The organism is Kineococcus sp. NPDC059986 (genome assembly GCF_040702905.1).
Taxonomy (GTDB): Bacteria; Actinomycetota; Actinomycetes; order Actinomycetales; family Kineococcaceae; genus Kineococcus.
On the sequence record NZ_JBFBND010000005.1, the window covers coordinates 150,674 to 166,028 of the forward strand.

Consider the following 15,355-nt stretch of genomic DNA (forward strand, 5'->3'; position numbering starts at 1 on the left):
ACGCTACGCCGTGACGCGTTTGCGCGCTCCGGGTGCCGTGGCGTCGGGGCGGCGCAGGTAGAGGGGTTCCGGCGGCAGCAGCTCCAGGCCCGCCCGGCCGGCCAGCGCGTCCACGACGAGCTGCGCCAGCGCCCCGCCGTCGACCTCGAAGGGGCCCTGCTCCCCACCGAGGAGGTCGGGGTACAGCCGCGTCCCGGACCCCACGACGGGGACGTCCGCCCCGCCCCCGCCGACCACGTCGGCGGGACGCACGACGTCGGGGCCGGCGGTGCGCGCCAGCACCCCGTCCCGCACGGCGTAGCGGGCGGTGTGGACCTCCCGGCGGCGGGCGTCGGTGGCGACGAGGAACTCCCCCGTCCACCCCTGGGAGACGGCCTGGGCCGCGAGGGCGTCGAGGGAGCAGACCCCGTGGACGCGGGCGCCCCAGGCGAGGGCGAGCGTGCGCGCGGTGGCGATCCCCACCCGCAGCCCGGTGAACGGGCCCGGGCCGACGCCGACGGCCACGTCGGTGACGTCGCGGCGCTCCCGGCCCGCGGCGCGCAGCACCTGCGCGACCGTGGGGACGAGGACCTCGTTGTGGCTGCGGGCCGTCCCGGCGCGGGCGGACGCGAGGACCCGGTCCCCGTCGTGGACGGCGACCGCCACCCCGTCGGTCGCGGTGTCGAGGGCGAGCAGCAGCACGTCCGGGAGTCTAGGACGGCTCCGGCGTGGCCCCGTCCGGGTGCGCGCGACGCCGCGCGAAGCGGACCGAGGCGGCGAAGACGGCGGGGGCGTCCCGGTCCGAGGTCAGCTCGTGGAAGCTGTTGGCGTACACCACTTCCGACACCTCGGTCGAGGAGATCCCGGCGAGGACGGCCCGGGCGGAGGCCGCCGGGACGACGTGGTCCACGCTCGAGCGCAGCAGCAGCACGGGCTGCCGGACACCGGCGAGGTCGCGGCGGACGTCGCGCCACCCCGCGGCCTGGGAGACGAGGGCCCGCAGCGGGGTCCGGTCGTAGGCCAGGACCTGCGCGCTCGTGTCCTGCAGGTCCCCGGCGACCCCGGGCCAGCTCGGCAGGACCCGTCCCAGGACCTGCACGGCGGCGAGCTTCCAGGGTTCGAGCAGGACCGCGGGGTTGGCCAGCACGAGACCCTGCACGCGGTCCGGGTGCAGCTGCGCGAGCCGCAGCGCCAACCCGCCCCCCATGGAGATGCCCGCGACGAGGACGACCTCGTGGTCCAGCCGGGCCAGGGCGGCCTCGGCGGCGCCGAGCCAGTCGGCCCACGTCGTCCGGTCGCAGTCGGCGACGGTCGTCCCGTGCCCCGGCAGCAACGGCACCTCGACGTCGAACCCGGCGGCGTGGAACTCCTCGGCCCAGTCCGCCACCGACAGCGGGGTCGCCGTGAAGCCGTGCAGGACGAGGACACCCGTGCGCGGGCGCACGGCGTGGCGGCGGGCGAAGCCGTGGACGCGGCCGTCGTCGGTGCGGTCGGCGAGCGCGGTCACGAGAGGTCGACCCCGGCCCAGCGCGGCCCGACGGCGCGCACGACGGCGCGGCGGGGTTCGACGGGCGCGTCGCCCTCGGGGTCGTCGCCTCCTCCCGTGGGAGCGGCGCCGTGCGGGCGGACGAGGTCCACCTCGAGGCGGTCCCCCGCGAGCTCCTCGACGAGCCCGCGGCCCCACTCCACGACCGTGACGGCCTCCTCGGCCGCGGTGTCGAGGTCGAGGTCGTCGACCTCGGCGAGGGAGCCGAGCCGGTAGGCGTCGACGTGGACGAGGACGGGTCCCCCCACGAGGGAGGGGTGCTCGCGGGCGATGACGAACGTCGGGGACGTGACGGGTCCCCGCACCCCGAGCCCGTCCGCGAGACCCCGCGTGAACGTCGTCTTCCCCGCCCCGAGGTCACCCGCCAGCAGGACGAGGTCGCCGGCGCGCAGCAGGCGGCCGACGCGTTCGCCGAAGGCGGCCGTGTCCTCGGGAGTGGCCAGGAGCAGCTCGGTGCTGCCGGGGGCCGCGCTCACCGCCGGCTCCGGCGGCCGCGGCGGGCCAGCGGGACGACGACCTCGTGCGCGGCGGCCGGCGGCCCGGACGCGTCCGCGGCGCGGGTCAGCAGCCGTTCCAGCCGCGTCGTCACCACCCCCGGGTGCTCGAGCATCACGAGGTGCCCGGACCCGCGGACCAGCACGTGCTCGGCCTCCGGCAGCGCCTCGGCGATCTCGCGGCCGTGCGCGGCCGGTGTCATGAGGTCCCGTTCGGCGGTGACGACGAGGACGGGACGGCCCGCGAGGCCCGCGAGCGCCGCCCGCTCGTCGAGGGTGGCGAAGGCGGGCAGCAGGTCGGCGATGACGTCGACGGGGGTCTGGGCCATCATCCGCGCGCTGAGCCGGACGAGCTCGGGGGCCACCGGCCCCGCGAAGCTCCAGTGCCGGACGAGGCGCTGTTCGAGGTCGGCGCCGACGCGGCGGCTGCGTTCGAGGACGTCGTAGCGCCCGCCGGCGCGTTCGAGGGCCAGCTCGGCCCAGTGCACGAGGTGGTGCCCGAGCAGCGGCAACCCGTGGTCGACGGCGGCCAGCCCCCCGGCCGACGTCGCGACGAGCGCGACGGCGGCGATCCGCGGGAGCAGGTCGGGACGGCGGGCGGCGAGCTCCATGACGGTCATCCCGCCCAGGGAGTGCCCGACGAGCACGACCGGCCCCTGCGGGACGACGGCGTCGAGCACCTGGCCGAGGTCGTCGGCGAGGCGGGCCACGCTCACCGGCCCGTCGGGGCCGCGCGAGGAGCGGCCGTGACCGCGCAGCTCGGGCAGCACCAGCCGGTGCCGGCCGCGCAGGGCGAGCCGCTGGAAGTGCCAGCAGTCGGCGGACAGGGCGTAGCCGTGGCACAGCACGACCGTCGGCGCGGCGCCGGTCCTCGCGGGCCGGTCGGCCTCGTCGACCTCGACGTGCAGCCGGGCGCCGTCGTCGGTGACGACCTCGACGGGGGTGCCCGTCAGGGACGGCAGCTCCTCACGGCGGTCGGTCGGCCGGCGTCGCAGGGGCCGGCGGCGCACGGGCAGGGACGGCAGCGCGGGGAGGGTCGGCAGGGCGGGCCTCACGCGGTGACCTCCGAGGGGTGGGGAACGCCGGCGGTGCCGGTGTGCCGGCGGGGGACGCGGGCACCGATGCGGGTGACGACCTCCCAGGAGATCGTGCCGGCGACCTGCGCCCAGTCGTCCGCGGTCGCCTCCCCCGCGGTGCCGGGGCCGAAGACGACCGCCGGGTCACCGGCGGCTGCGGGTTCGTCGCCGAGGTCGACGACGAGCTGGTCCATGCAGACGCGCCCGGCGATGCGCCGGCGCTCACCGCCGACGAGGACCTCACCGGAGCGCCGCCCGTCCCAGGAGGCGTGCCGGGGCACGCCGTCGCCGTAGCCGAGGGGGACCAGGCCCAGCGTCGTGGCGGCCGGGACGGTGTAGGTCAGCCCGTAGGAGACCCCCGCGCCGGCCGGCACCCGCCGCACGTGGGCGAGCCGGGCGGCGAGCGTCATGGCGGGGACGAGGCCGAGGTCGGCCCCGGTCGCGAGCTCGGGGGCGGGGCTGAGGCCGTAGACGGCGAGCCCGGCCCGGACGAGGTCGTAGCGCGCCTGCGGGACGAAGAACGCGGCGGCCGAGTTGGCGTGGTGGCGCAGACCGGGGTCGACGCCGTGCTCGCGGGCCGTCGCCAGGGCCGCCTCGAACGCCTCGAGCTGGGCCGGCACGGACGGGTCGGCGGGGACGTCGGCGCTGGCGAAGTGCGCCCACGTGCCCCGCACCTCGACGTCGCCCGCCTCGACGTGCTTGGCGACCGCGTCGAGCAGGGCGGGCCACTCGGCCGGGGAGGCACCGCCCCGGGACATCCCGGTGTCGACCTCGAGGTGCACACGCGCGCGGCGCCCCGTGGCCCGCGCCGCGGCGACGACGGACTCCAGCGACCAGCCGGCGGCGACGGACACGTCGACGTCGGCGCGCACGGCGGGGACGAGGTCCGTCCCGGGCGTGAGGATCCAGGCGAGGACGTCGGCCCCGATCCCCGCCGCGCGCAGGGCGAGGGCCTCGTGGACGTGGGCGACCCCGAGCCACGTGGCACCGCCGGCGAGGGCGGCCCGGGCGACGGGGACGAGGCCGTGCCCGTAGGCGTCGGCCTTGACGACGGCCATGACGGCCGCGGGCCCCACCGCGCGGCGCACCACGCCGACGTTGCGGGCGACCGCGTCGAGGTCGACGAGCGCCACCGCCGGCAGGTCGGCGGGCAGCGCGGTGGGCAGGTCCACGCCTCCGACGGTACCCGCCGGTCCCACCGGTCTCAGGGCGCGTCCCAGCCGGGCAGGGACGTGAGCGCGGCGGGCACGGCCTGCGCGACGTCGAGGGCGGCCAGCGGTCCGCCCCCGGAGGCGAGCGCGGCGGCCAGGCCGTGCAGGACGGCGGCGTCGGCGGCGGCGAACGCGACGGCCTCGGGGTCGTGCGGGTCGCGCAGACCGGCCAGGGCCGTGCCGAGGATCCCGGCGAGCACGTCGCCGGCCCCGGCGGTCGCGAGCCACGCCGGGGCGGCCGCCGCGGTGAGGACGCGGGCGCCGACGACGGTCGTCACCGTGCCCTTGAGCAGCACCGTCGCCCCCGTCGCCTCGTGCACGCGGTGCGCGTGGGCGAGCGGGTCGGCCCCGACGGCGGAGCGCTCGACGCCCAGCAGGCGGGCGAGCTCGCCGGCGTGGGGGGTCAGGACGTGCTGCGGCCCCAGGGCGGGCAGGTCGGCCAGGGCCCCCGCATCGACGACGGCGGGTTCGCCGCTCGCCAGGGCCTCCCGGACGCGGGCCTGCTGCTCGGGGTCGTCCGGGGAGACCCCGGGGCCGAGGACCCAGGCCTGCACGCGTCCGGGGCCGGCGACGACCTCGGGCCGGGCGTGCCGGACGAGTTCGGTCGGGTGGGCCGGGCCGAGGTAGCGGACCATCCCGGCCCCGGCCCGCACGGCCGCCTCCACGGCGAGGACGGCGGCCCCCGTGTAGTCCGGTCCGCCCGCGACGACGCCGACGACCCCGCGGGAGTACTTGTCGTCGTGGGGGCGAGGCCGTCGCCAGCGGGCCGCGACGTCGGCGGGTTCGACGCGCTCGACCGCCGGCGCGGGCAGGTCGGTGAGGCCGATGTCGGCGACGACGAGCCGTCCGCACCAGGCCGCGGCGGGCCCCAGCAGGTGCACGGGTTTGGCCGTCCCGAAGGTGACGGTGACGTCGGCGGCGAGCACCTCGCCCGTCACGGCGCCGGTGTCGGCGTCCAGGCCCGAGGGCAGGTCGACGGCCACGACGACGGGGCCGTCGAGGGCGGACAGTCCTTCGAAGGCCGGCCGCAGGCCGCCGCGACCCCCGATGCCGGCGATGCCGTCGAGCAGCAGGTCGGCTGCGGCGCAGACGCTCTCGTCCCCGGGACGCCAGGACCGGCTGCGGACCCCCGCGCGGTGGGCGTCGGCGAGGGACTCCTCGTGGACGCGGTCGGCGGTGAGCAGCGCGGTGACGGCGGCTCCGCGGCGGGCGAGGCGGGCGGCGGCGAAGAGCGCGTCGCCCCCGTTGTCCCCGGCGCCGGCGAGGACGACGACGCTGCGGCCGGCGACACCGCCCGCGCTCTCGCGCAGGACGTCGGCGCAGGCGACGGCGAGGGCGGCGGCGGCGCGCTGCATGAGCGTGCTCGGGGGCAGGGCCGCCATCGCGGCGGCCTCGGTGCGGCGGACGTCCTCGGTGCGGAGCGCGGCGATCACGGCCCCACCCTCCCCGGACGGACGCCGGGGCGCTCCCCGGGGACGCCCCTCACTTCGACTCGGCGACCACCATGGCGGTCGCGATGCCCGCGTCGTGGGACAGGGACAGGTGGAAGGTGGCCACCCCCGCCTCCTTGGCGATCTTCTTGGCGCTGCCGCGCACGACGATCTCGGGCCGGTGCCCGTCCTCGCGCTCGACGACGACGTCGCGCCACACGAGCCCGACGGGGGCGCCGAGGGCCTTGGCGACGGCCTCCTTGGCCGCGAACCGCGCCGCGAGCGACTCCGGCGGCAGCCCGCGCTCACCGTCCCCGAAGAGCCGTTCGAGCAGCAGCGGTGTGCGCTCGACCTGTCGTTTGAAGCGGGCGACGTCCACGACGTCGATCCCGATGCCGATGATCACCAGTGCTGTCCCTCCGCCGACGGCGTCCGCGAGCGTCACGTTCCCACGCGGGTCCGCGGCGACGGACGGCGGGGGTCACTCCACGGTGACGGACTTGGCCAGGTTGCGGGGCTGGTCGACGTCGAGGCCCTTGGCGGTCGCCAGTTCGCAGGCGAAGACCTGCAACGGGACGACGGCCAGCAGGGGCGAGAGGAGCGTGGAGGTGCGGGGGACGCGGATGACGACGTCGGCGTACGGTTCGACGGCCGTGTCGCCCTCCTCGGCGATGACCAGGGTCCGCGCACCGCGCGCCCGGACCTCCTGGATGTTCGAGACGACCTTGGAGTGCAACGAGTCCCGGCCCCGCGGGCTCGGCACGACGACGAACACCGGCGTGCCGGGTTCGACGAGCGCGATGGGCCCGTGCTTCAGCTCACCGGCCGCGAACCCCTCGGCGTGGATGTAGGCGAGTTCCTTGAGCTTCAGCGCCCCCTCCATCGCGACGGGGTAGCCGACGTGCCGGCCGAGGAACAGCACCGAGCGGGTGTCGGCCATGTACCGGGCGATCTCGCGGACCTGCTCGAGGCCGTCGAGGACCTGCCGCACCTGGGCGGGGATCTCGTGCAGCTGGGCCAGGACCTCGGCCACCTCGTCGGCGAACTTGTTGCCGCGCAGCTGGGCCAGGAACAACCCGAGCAGGTAGCAGGCGGTGATCTGGGCGAGGAACGCCTTGGTGGAGGCGACGGCGATCTCGGGACCGGCGTGGGTGTAGAGGGCCGCGTCGGACTCGCGCGGGATCGTCGACCCGTTGGTGTTGCAGATCGCCAGGACCTTGGCGCCCTGCTCGCGGGCGTGCCGGACGGCCATGATCGTGTCCATCGTCTCCCCCGACTGGGAGATCGCGACGACGAGGGTCCGCTCGGAGACGACGGGGTCGCGGTAGCGGAACTCGTGGGCGAGTTCCACCTCGACGGGGATCCGGCACCAGTGCTCGATCGCGTACTTGGCGACCTGCCCGGCGTACGCCGCGGTGCCGCAGGCGATGACGACGATCTTGTCGACCGTGCGCAGTTCCGCCTCGGAGATCTTCATCTCGTCCAGCTGCAGGCGGCCGTTCGCGTCGACCCGGCCGAGGAGGGTGTCGGCGATGGCCTGCGGCTGGTCGTGGATCTCCTTGGCCATGAACGACGGGAACCCGCCCTTCTCCGCGGCCGCGGCGTCCCAGTCGACGTGGAACCGGCGGCCCTGCGCGGGCGACCCGTCGAACCCGGTGACGACGACGCTGTCCGGGGTGATGGTGACGACCTGGTCCTGGCCGAGTTCGAGGGCCTCGCGCGTGGAGGAGATGAACGCGGCGACGTCGGACCCGAGGTAGTTCGCGCCGTCCCCGAGGCCGACGACGAGCGGGGAGTTCCGGCGGGCGCCGACGATGGTGCCCGGGGCGTCGGCGTGGACGGCGAGGAGCGTGAACGCGCCCTCCAGCCGCGCGCAGACGGCGCGCATGGCCGCCGTGAGGTCCCCCGCGGGGTCCACCTCGCACGCGCGGGCGAGCAGGTGGGCGACGACCTCGGTGTCGGTCTCGCTGCTGAACTCGACGCCGGCCTCGAGCAGCTCGGAGCGCAGCGTGGCGAAGTTCTCGACGATCCCGTTGTGGATGACCGCGACGCGGCCGCCGACCCCGACGTGCGGGTGCGCGTTGGCGTCCGTGGGGCCGCCGTGGGTGGCCCACCGGGTGTGCCCGATGGCGGCGGTCGCGGCGGGCAGCGGGTCGGCCTGCAGCTCCTCGACCAGGTTGGCGAGCTTGCCCGCCTTCTTGCGCGTCTGCACCCCGTCGGGCGTGACGACGGCGATGCCCGCCGAGTCGTAGCCGCGGTACTCCAGCCGGCGCAGCCCCTCGAGGACCACCTCGACACCCGTCCCGGCCCCGGCCGCGCCCTGGGAGGAGCCCACGTACCCGACGATTCCGCACATGGGGACGAGGGTACGGTCCCGGGCGGCCCGTCCCGGTCAGGTGAGCCCGGCCCGTCACCCGGTAGCCTCACGCCGGTGAGAACGGGCCCGACGACCACCCCACCGGGCACGTCCCCCTCCCACCACACCGGCTCCCCCACCCCCTACGTGGTGCTGGACCGCGCGCACTGGAGCGCCCTGCGGGCCAGCACCCCGATGACGCTGACGGCCGACGACGTGGCCCGGCTGCGCGGTCTCGGCGACCGCGTCGACCTGCGCGAGGTCGAGGAGGTCTACCTGCCGCTGTCCCGGTTGCTGACGCTCTACGACCGGTCCGCGGGCTCGCTGCACGCGGCGACGTCGACGTTCCTCGGCGAGGCCGTGCAGCGGACCCCGTTCGTCATCGGGATCGCCGGGTCGGTCGCCGTGGGCAAGTCGACGACGGCCCGCGTGCTGCGCGAACTGCTCTCGCACTGGCCCGAGACGCCCCGGGTGGAACTCGTCACGACGGACGGGTTCCTGCTGCCGAACGCCGAGCTCGAACGGCGGGGCATCCTGCACCGCAAGGGTTTCCCGGAGAGCTACGACCGACGGGCGCTGCTGCGGTTCCTCGCCGCGGTGAAGTCCGGGGTGCCCGAGGTGCGGGCCCCGGTGTACTCCCACCTCGTCTACGACATCGTCCCGGGCGACGGGATCGTCGTCCGGCAGCCGGACGTGCTCATCGTCGAGGGACTGAACGTGCTGCAGCCCGCGCGGGTGCGCGCCGACGGGACGCAGGGCGTCGCCGTGAGCGACTACTTCGACTTCTCCCTCTACGTCGACGCCCGCAGCGAGGACGTCCGGAACTGGTACGTCGACCGGTTCCTCGAACTGCGGCGCACCGCGTTCTCCGACCCCCAGTCCTACTTCCACCGCTACGCCTCGCTCACCGACGACGAGGCCGTCGCCCGGGCACGCGGCATCTGGAACGAGATCAACGGCCCGAACCTCGCCGAGAACGTGCTGCCGACGCGTGGGCGGGCCACCTGCGTGCTGCAGAAGGGACCCGACCACTCGGTGCGTCAGGTGCGGTTGCGCAAGGTCTGATCGCGCAAGGTCTGAACCACCCGTTCCCGCGGCGCCTCGAGCTCCTCGAGGAACTCGTCCAGGACGAACCCCAGGGCCTCGTTGACCGCCACCATCGGCCCGTTCGACACCGCGTTCCACGTCGAGACCCGTTGTGCCGCAGGGTTGTCGGCGAGCGCCCGACGCAGGCACGCCAGTTTCACCAGCGTGCCCAGGCGGTGGCCGCGGTGCTCGGCGAGGACGAGGGTGTCGAGCTGGAGGAGCCGTTCCGGTTCGTGGTCGGAGCGCACGAGCACCGTGTACGCGACGAGGCGTCCCTGCGGGTCCTGCGCAACCGCCACCCACTGGTGCCGGCCCTGCGCCGCCCGGACCGCCTCCACCTCGCGGATGCGCTCGGCGTCCCAGTGCTCCGGTTCGACCGCGAGGTCGCCGTTCGGGGCGTCGGTGCTCATCCGGGCCGTCAGGCGGGCCATCTCGTCCAGGTCCGCCTCGGGCACGGGCCCGGCGTAGGCCCGCACCCCGTAGCCCGCGGCGTACGGGGCGGCCCCCGCCGCCAGCGCCGCGAGGAGGTCCGCGTCCGGTGGGAGGTGCAGCTGGCGACGGGCGGTGAGCAGACCGGCACCGAACCCCCAGCGAGCCGCGGCGACGGACCCCGGCCAGCTCTGCGGCTCCCGGTCGGCCGGGCGGTCGACGCGCACCCGCACCGTGGTGCGGCCCTGCGCGGCGGCGACCTCGAGCGCCGCCGCGAGCAACCGCGTGCCCACCCCGCGCCCCCGGTGCGCGGGCGGGACGGCGACGTGGACGAGCGCCACGTGCCGGTTGTCGGTGAGGCCGCAGCGGACGTCGGCCACCCCCACGACGTCACCGCCCACCTCGGCGAGCACGACGTCCATGCGCTCGTCCGCCGTGCCCCGCTCGAGCAGGGCCCGCAGCTCCCCGCGGCGCCAGGTCGAGGGGTCGGGCCGGTCGACGGCCTCGGCGGCGGCCAGCGCGTCGTACCAGCGGTCGAAGTGGTCCCGCGCCCAGACCCCCCGGCCGGGGTCGGTCGAGGAGGTGGCGCGCAGGGTCACGTCGGGCAGCACGCCCACCAGTCAGTCAGACCGGGCGGCCGCGGCGCCAACCCGTTTCAGAGGGCGAGGCGGGCCCGCACGATCACAGGGCGAGGCGTGCCCGCACGACTGCAGCCAGCCGGTCCGCGACGTCCTGCGCGTGCTCGGTGTGCGCGGCCTCGACCATGACGCGCACGAGGGGTTCGGTGCCGCTGGGGCGCAGCAGCACCCGGCCGGTCTCGCCCAGCTCGCGCTCCGCCTCGGCGACGGCCGCCAGCAGCTCGGCGTCGGCGCCCGCGCGGGACTTGTCGACGCCGCGGACGTTGACGAGCACCTGCGGCAGCCGCTGCACGACCGAGGCGAGGTCGGCGAGGCTGCGCCCCGTCTCGGACATGCGGGCCAGCAGCTGCAGACCCGTGAGGACCCCGTCGCCCGTCGTGGCGTGGGCGGGCAGCACGACGTGCCCGCTCTGCTCCCCGCCGATGCTCCACCGGCCCGCGCCGAGCGCCTCCAGGACGTAGCGGTCCCCCACCCCCGTCTCGACGACGGTGACGCCCTCGCGCTGCATGGCGAGCTTCAGACCGAGGTTGCTCATGACGGTCGCGACGAGCGTGTCCTGCGCGAGCTGTCCGCGGTCGCGCAGGGCGAGGGTGAGGACGGCCATGATCTGGTCGCCGTCGACGGTGTTCCCGGCGGCGTCCACGGCGAGGCAGCGGTCGGCGTCACCGTCGTGGGCCAGGCCCAGGTCGGCGCCGTGCTGCAGGACGGCGGCCGTCACGGGACCGAGGTGGGTCGACCCGCAGCCGTCGTTGATGTTGAGGCCGTCGGGGGCGGCGAAGAGGGTGGTGACGCGGGCTCCGGCCTCGCGCAGCACGCGCGGGGCGATCGTGCTCGCGGCACCGTTCGCGCAGTCCACGACGACGTGCAGTCCCGCCAGCGACCCGGGGCCCCGCGGCAGGGTGGACAGCAGGTGGGCGACGTAGGTGTCCTGCGCGTCCTGCTCGACGTCGGGGCCGGCGTGGGCCCGGCCCACCCCTCCCCCGGTCGGGCGCCGCGCGGTCCCCGCGCTGAACGCCGCCTCGATGCGGTCCTCGACGTCGTCGGGCAGCTTGGTGCCGCCGCGGGCGAAGATCTTCAGCCCGTTGTCGGGCATGGGGTTGTGCGACGCGGAGAGCATGACGCCGAAGTCGGCACCGGAGGTGTCGACGAGGTGCGCCAGCGCGGGGGTCGGCACGACCCCGATGTCCAGGACGTCGACCCCGGAGCTGGCGAGGCCGGCGACGACGGCCGCCGAGAGGAACTCCCCCGACGCGCGGGGGTCGCGGGCGACGAGCGCACGGGGGTGCGCCGAACCACCCTCGTCGACGAGGACGGTGGCCGCGGCCGCCGCCAGCCCGAGCGCCATCCCGGCGGTCAGGTCGACGTTCGCCAGCCCCCGCACTCCGTCGGTCCCGAAGAGCCGCCCCACCCTGTCGTCCTCTCCCTGCGTTCGCGGGCCGTCACCGGCCCCAGACACCACGACGGCCCCGGGAAGGATCCCGGGGCCGTCGTGACGGTACTCGCTGCTCGACGCGCTGCGCGGCAGCGGCTGACCGGCGTGCTGCCGGATCAGCGCTTGCTGAACTGCGGCGCCTTGCGGGCCTTCTTGAGCCCGGCCTTCTTGCGCTCGATGGCGCGCGGGTCGCGGGTCAGGAACCCGGCCTTCTTGAGCGCCGGGCGGTTCGCCTCGAGGTCGATCGCGTTCAGGGCGCGGGCCACGCCGAGGCGCAGGGCGCCGGCCTGGCCGGACGAGCCGCCGCCGTGGATGCGGGCGATGACGTCGAACGAACCCTCGAGCGCGGTCACGCGGAACGGCTCGTTGACGAGCTGCTGGTGGACCTTGTTCGGGAAGTAGTCGTCCAGCTCACGGCCGTTGATCTTCCACTGGCCGGAGCCGGGGACGATGCGGACGCGGGCGACGGCCTCCTTGCGGCGGCCGGTGGCCCCGCCGGGAGCGATGATGCTGTTGCCGCCGGTGGCCGGGGCGGACGACTCCGACGTGTAGGTGCCGTCGAACTCGTCGGTCTCGGTGATGTCCTCGACGACGTCTTCAGTGGTGATCTCGGTCACGATGCTCCTCGCTTCGCTCAGTTGGCCGGGTTGGTGCCGCGGCTCACTGCGCGACCTGGGTGATCGTGAAGGTCTCGGGCTGCTGGGCCGCGTGCGGGTGCTCGGGGCCCGCGTAGACCTTGAGCTTGCTGAGGACCTGACGGCCCAGCGAGTTCCGGGGGATCATGCCGCGGATGGCCTTCTCGACGGCCTTCTCGGGGTTCTTCTCGAGCAGGTCGACGTAGCTGGTGGCCTTGAGGCCGCCCGGGTAGCCCGAGTGGCGGTAGGCGACCTTCTGCTCGCGCTTGGAACCCGTGAGGGCGACCTTGGCGGCGTTGACGATGATGACGTAGTCACCGCCGTCGACGTGCGGGGCGAAGGTCGCCTTGTGCTTGCCGCGCAGGAGGGTGGCGGCCTGGACAGCCAGACGGCCCAGGACGACGTCCTCCGCGTCGATGACGAGCCAGCGGCGGTCGATGTCGCCGGGCTTCGGGGTGAACGTGCGCACGGGGGTTGCCCATCTCCTCGGACTTGTTGCGGACTGGGCCCGCGCTCGAGTCCTCCGGCACCGGGGGGTCCCGGGCCACGGCAGGCACTGCGTGGGCACAACGACCACCGACGTTACCCGCCGTGCACCGGACGGGTCAAAACGGCTCGGGGCCGCCCCGTGGTCAGCGGGCGCGTTCGACGCGCCGGACGTCCCACACGGGCTCCGGCGTCTCGCTCACCCGCCCGTCGTCGCCGAAGAGCAGGAACCGGTCGAAACCACGGGCGAACCACCGGTCGTGGGTGACGGCCACGACCGTGCCCTCGAAGGCCGCCAGCGCCTGCTCCAGCGCCTCCGCCGAGTGCAGGTCCAGGTTGTCGGTCGGCTCGTCCAGCAGCAGCAGCGTCGCCCCCGACAGCTCCAGCAGCAGGATCTGCAGGCGCGCCTGCTGACCTCCCGAGAGGTTCTCGAAGAGCTGCTCGGCGGCCTCGGCGAGGCCGTAGCGGTCCAGCGCCCGGGACGCGGTCTCGCGGTCCAGGCCGTCGCGGTGGGAGTTGCCGCGGTGCAGGACGTCGAGCAGCGAGCGGCCGACGAGGGCGGGTTGCTCGTGCGTCTGCGCGAACCAGCCCGGCCGCACGCGCGCACCGAGCCGGACGCTGCCCCGGTGCTGCACCGGGTCCGGGACGTGCTCGTCGACGGGCCGGTGCTCGGCGTCGGGGTCGGACCCGCCCGCGGCCAGCAGCCGCAGGAAGTGCGACTTGCCCGAGCCGTTGGAGCCGAGCACCGCCACCCGGTCCCCCAGCCACAGCTCCGCGTCGAACGGCTTCATGAGGCCGGTCAGCTCCAGGCCCTCGACCACGACGGCGCGCTTGCCGGTCCGCCCGCCGCGCAGCCGCATCCGGACGTCCTGGGCCACCGGCGGCGCCTGCGGCGGGCCGGCCTCCTCGAACTTGGCCAGGCGCGTCTGCGCGGCCGCGTACCGCGAGGACATGCCGTCGTTGAACTTCGACTTCTCGCGCAGGGTCACCACGAGCGTGCGCAGCTTGACGCGCTCCTCGTCCCAGCGGCGGCGCAGCTCCTCCAGCCGCTCCCCCCGAGCCTGGCGCGCGGCCCCGTAGTCGGCGAAGGAGCCGCCGTGGGTCCACGCGACCGCCCCCACGGCTCCGGGTTCGAGCGTGACGATGCGGTCCGCGGCGGCGGCCAGCAGTTCGCGGTCGTGGCTGACGAGCAGCACGGACTTGGGTGTGGCGCGCAGCTGCTCCTCGAGCCAGCGCTTGCCCGGCACGTCGAGGTAGTTGTCCGGTTCGTCCAGCAGCAGGACGCCCTCGGGACCACGCAGCAGGGCCTCGAGGACGAGCCGCTTCTGCTCCCCGCCCGAGAGGGTCCGCACGAGCCGGTTGCGGCAGGAGTCGAAGGACACCCCGAGGGCCGCGTGCGTGCACTCGTCCCAGAGCACTTCCTGCTCGTACCCCCCGGCGTCGCCGAAGTCGGCGAGGGCCTGGGCGTACCGCAGCTGCGACTTCTCGGTCTCCTGCTCGACCATCGCGGCCTCGGCCGCCTCGACGGCGGCGAAGGCGTCCCGCAGCGGCGCGGGGGCGACCGAGACGAGCAGCTCGGCCACGGTCGTGCCGTCGCGCACCGAACCGACGAACTGGCGCATGACGCCGAGGCCGCCACTGCGCGCGACGCCGCCCTCCTGCACGGGCTCGTCGCCCGCGATGAGCCGCAGCAGCGTCGTCTTGCCGGTCCCGTTCGGCCCGATGAGGGCCGTCGTCGACCCGTCGGCCACCCGGAAGGAGACCTCGTCCAGCAGGGGTCGCCCGTCGGGGAGCTCGTGGCTCAGCCCTGCGACGTCGACGTGCCCACCCGTTGTTCCAGCCACTGCCCTGCTCCCTGTCCGCGTGAGCGGCCAGTCTGCCGGTCCCGGCTCAGCCCTCGCCGCTGGTTTCCCGCCCGTCGGTCCCCGCCCGGGCCGTGTGCTGGAGCCGCAGCGAGCAGCTCGTCGTGTCGGCGTCGGCCCAGTCGCCCTCGACGTCGAGGACCGCGATGCCGGCCGTGCGCAGCTGCACCACCTCCCCGGTCAGCGCCTCCACGAGCGCGCTGGCACCGGGGTTGTGCGCGACGAGGGTGACCGTGGCGTCGGCGGTCTCGGTGTCCAGACCCCGGACGATGCGCAGGAGGTCACCCAGGCTGGCCTCGTAGAGGCGTTCCTCGTCGACGATGACGGGCGCCGCGCCCCAGCCGTCGAGCAGCCGCGCCGTCGTCTCCTCCGTGCGCCGGGCCGGTGAGCTCAGCAGGAGGTCGCAGCCTCCGACGTGCGCGGACAGCCAGCGCCCCGCCTCCTCGGCGTCGGCCTTGCCGCGGTCGGCCAGGGGGCGGGCGATGTCCTGCAGTCCTACCGGCGAGTCGGCCTTGGCGTGGCGGACGACGACGAGCGTGGGCACACCCACCAGCGTGCCGCACCCGGCCCCCCGCCCTCCACCCGCCCCTCGCCCTACCCCGCCCGGACCCCGCGCGGAAAACACTCTTTCCGCCCTCCGGGATCGTTCCCGGAGGGCGGAAAGAGTGGGTTCCGCCGGGCGGGCGGGGGGCGCA

General features: G+C 75.6%; 15 protein-coding genes. 1 reads left to right on the plus strand and 14 read right to left on the minus strand.

Annotation, left to right across the window (positions count from 1 at the left end):
* Positions 1–3: 3 nt before the first annotated feature.
* The 8 genes from tsaB to glmS form a co-directional block, all read right to left on the minus strand.
* On the minus strand, positions 4–681 hold the full coding sequence (gene tsaB / locus AB0637_RS06445) for a tRNA (adenosine(37)-N6)-threonylcarbamoyltransferase complex dimerization subunit type 1 TsaB (RefSeq protein WP_366170482.1): 678 nt from the start codon (positions 679–681) through the stop codon (positions 4–6).
* Positions 682–691: 10 nt separating this feature from the next.
* Positions 692–1,486, minus strand: a complete 795-nt coding sequence (locus AB0637_RS06450) for an alpha/beta fold hydrolase (RefSeq protein ID WP_366170484.1) — start codon at positions 1,484–1,486, stop codon at positions 692–694.
* A complete protein-coding gene (gene tsaE / locus AB0637_RS06455; protein WP_366170486.1) occupies positions 1,483–2,001 on the minus strand; it encodes a tRNA (adenosine(37)-N6)-threonylcarbamoyltransferase complex ATPase subunit type 1 TsaE in 519 nt (172 codons plus the stop codon). Before tsaE ends, AB0637_RS06450 begins: the two co-directional genes overlap by 4 nt.
* On the minus strand, positions 1,998–3,074 hold the full coding sequence (locus AB0637_RS06460; protein ID WP_366170488.1) for an alpha/beta hydrolase: 1,077 nt from the start codon (positions 3,072–3,074) through the stop codon (positions 1,998–2,000). Before AB0637_RS06460 ends, tsaE begins: the two co-directional genes overlap by 4 nt.
* Complete coding sequence (gene alr / locus AB0637_RS06465) at positions 3,071–4,267, minus strand: alanine racemase (protein WP_366170490.1); 1,197 nt, start codon at positions 4,265–4,267, stop codon at positions 3,071–3,073. Before alr ends, AB0637_RS06460 begins: the two co-directional genes overlap by 4 nt.
* A gap of 32 nt (positions 4,268–4,299) precedes the next feature.
* Positions 4,300–5,739 (minus strand): NAD(P)H-hydrate epimerase, encoded by a 1,440-nt coding sequence (locus tag AB0637_RS06470; RefSeq protein WP_366170492.1) that lies wholly within the window; start codon positions 5,737–5,739, stop codon positions 4,300–4,302.
* A gap of 49 nt (positions 5,740–5,788) precedes the next feature.
* Positions 5,789–6,142 (minus strand): holo-ACP synthase, encoded by a 354-nt coding sequence (locus AB0637_RS06475; protein ID WP_366170528.1) that lies wholly within the window; start codon positions 6,140–6,142, stop codon positions 5,789–5,791.
* A gap of 75 nt (positions 6,143–6,217) precedes the next feature.
* Positions 6,218–8,092 carry a glutamine--fructose-6-phosphate transaminase (isomerizing) gene (gene glmS, locus AB0637_RS06480; RefSeq protein WP_366170494.1) on the minus strand — a complete coding sequence of 625 codons (1,875 nt, stop codon included), beginning with the start codon at positions 8,090–8,092 and terminating at the stop codon, positions 6,218–6,220.
* Between the two features lie 75 nt (positions 8,093–8,167).
* Between glmS and coaA the strand changes: the two genes are divergently transcribed.
* Positions 8,168–9,157: a type I pantothenate kinase gene (gene coaA, locus AB0637_RS06485; RefSeq protein WP_366170496.1), complete on the plus strand. Its 990-nt coding sequence runs from the start codon at positions 8,168–8,170 to the stop codon at positions 9,155–9,157.
* Here the strand turns inward: coaA and AB0637_RS06490 are convergent.
* From AB0637_RS06490 to AB0637_RS06515, 6 genes are all read right to left on the minus strand, one after another.
* Positions 9,133–10,218, minus strand: coding sequence for a GNAT family N-acetyltransferase (locus tag AB0637_RS06490; RefSeq protein ID WP_366170498.1), 1,086 nt, complete (start codon positions 10,216–10,218; stop codon positions 9,133–9,135). The two genes, coaA and AB0637_RS06490, sit on opposite strands and share 25 nt — an antisense overlap.
* A 70-nt stretch (positions 10,219–10,288) precedes the next feature.
* Entirely contained in the window at positions 10,289–11,653 is a 1,365-nt protein-coding gene (gene glmM / locus AB0637_RS06495; protein ID WP_366170500.1) for a phosphoglucosamine mutase, read from the minus strand.
* A 140-nt stretch (positions 11,654–11,793) separates the two neighbouring features.
* Complete coding sequence (gene rpsI / locus AB0637_RS06500; RefSeq protein ID WP_366170530.1) at positions 11,794–12,285, minus strand: 30S ribosomal protein S9; 492 nt, start codon at positions 12,283–12,285, stop codon at positions 11,794–11,796.
* Positions 12,286–12,337: 52 nt separating this feature from the next.
* Positions 12,338–12,781, minus strand: coding sequence for a 50S ribosomal protein L13 (gene rplM / locus AB0637_RS06505; protein ID WP_366170502.1), 444 nt, complete (start codon positions 12,779–12,781; stop codon positions 12,338–12,340).
* Between the two features lie 163 nt (positions 12,782–12,944).
* Positions 12,945–14,642 carry an ATP-binding cassette domain-containing protein gene (locus AB0637_RS06510; RefSeq protein ID WP_366170504.1) on the minus strand — a complete coding sequence of 566 codons (1,698 nt, stop codon included), beginning with the start codon at positions 14,640–14,642 and terminating at the stop codon, positions 12,945–12,947.
* A gap of 46 nt (positions 14,643–14,688) precedes the next feature.
* The gene (locus tag AB0637_RS06515; RefSeq protein ID WP_366170506.1) at positions 14,689–15,204 is read right to left on the minus strand and encodes a histidine phosphatase family protein; all 516 of its coding nucleotides are present in this window, start codon (positions 15,202–15,204) and stop codon (positions 14,689–14,691) included.
* Positions 15,205–15,355: the final 151 nt, after the last annotated feature.

Bases quoted from the DNA above. Each gene is read 5' to 3' on its own strand.
- glmS (WP_366170494.1), bottom strand. From the start codon at position 8,092: ATGTGCGGAATCGTCGGGTACGTGGGCTCCTCCCAGGGCGCGGCCGGG.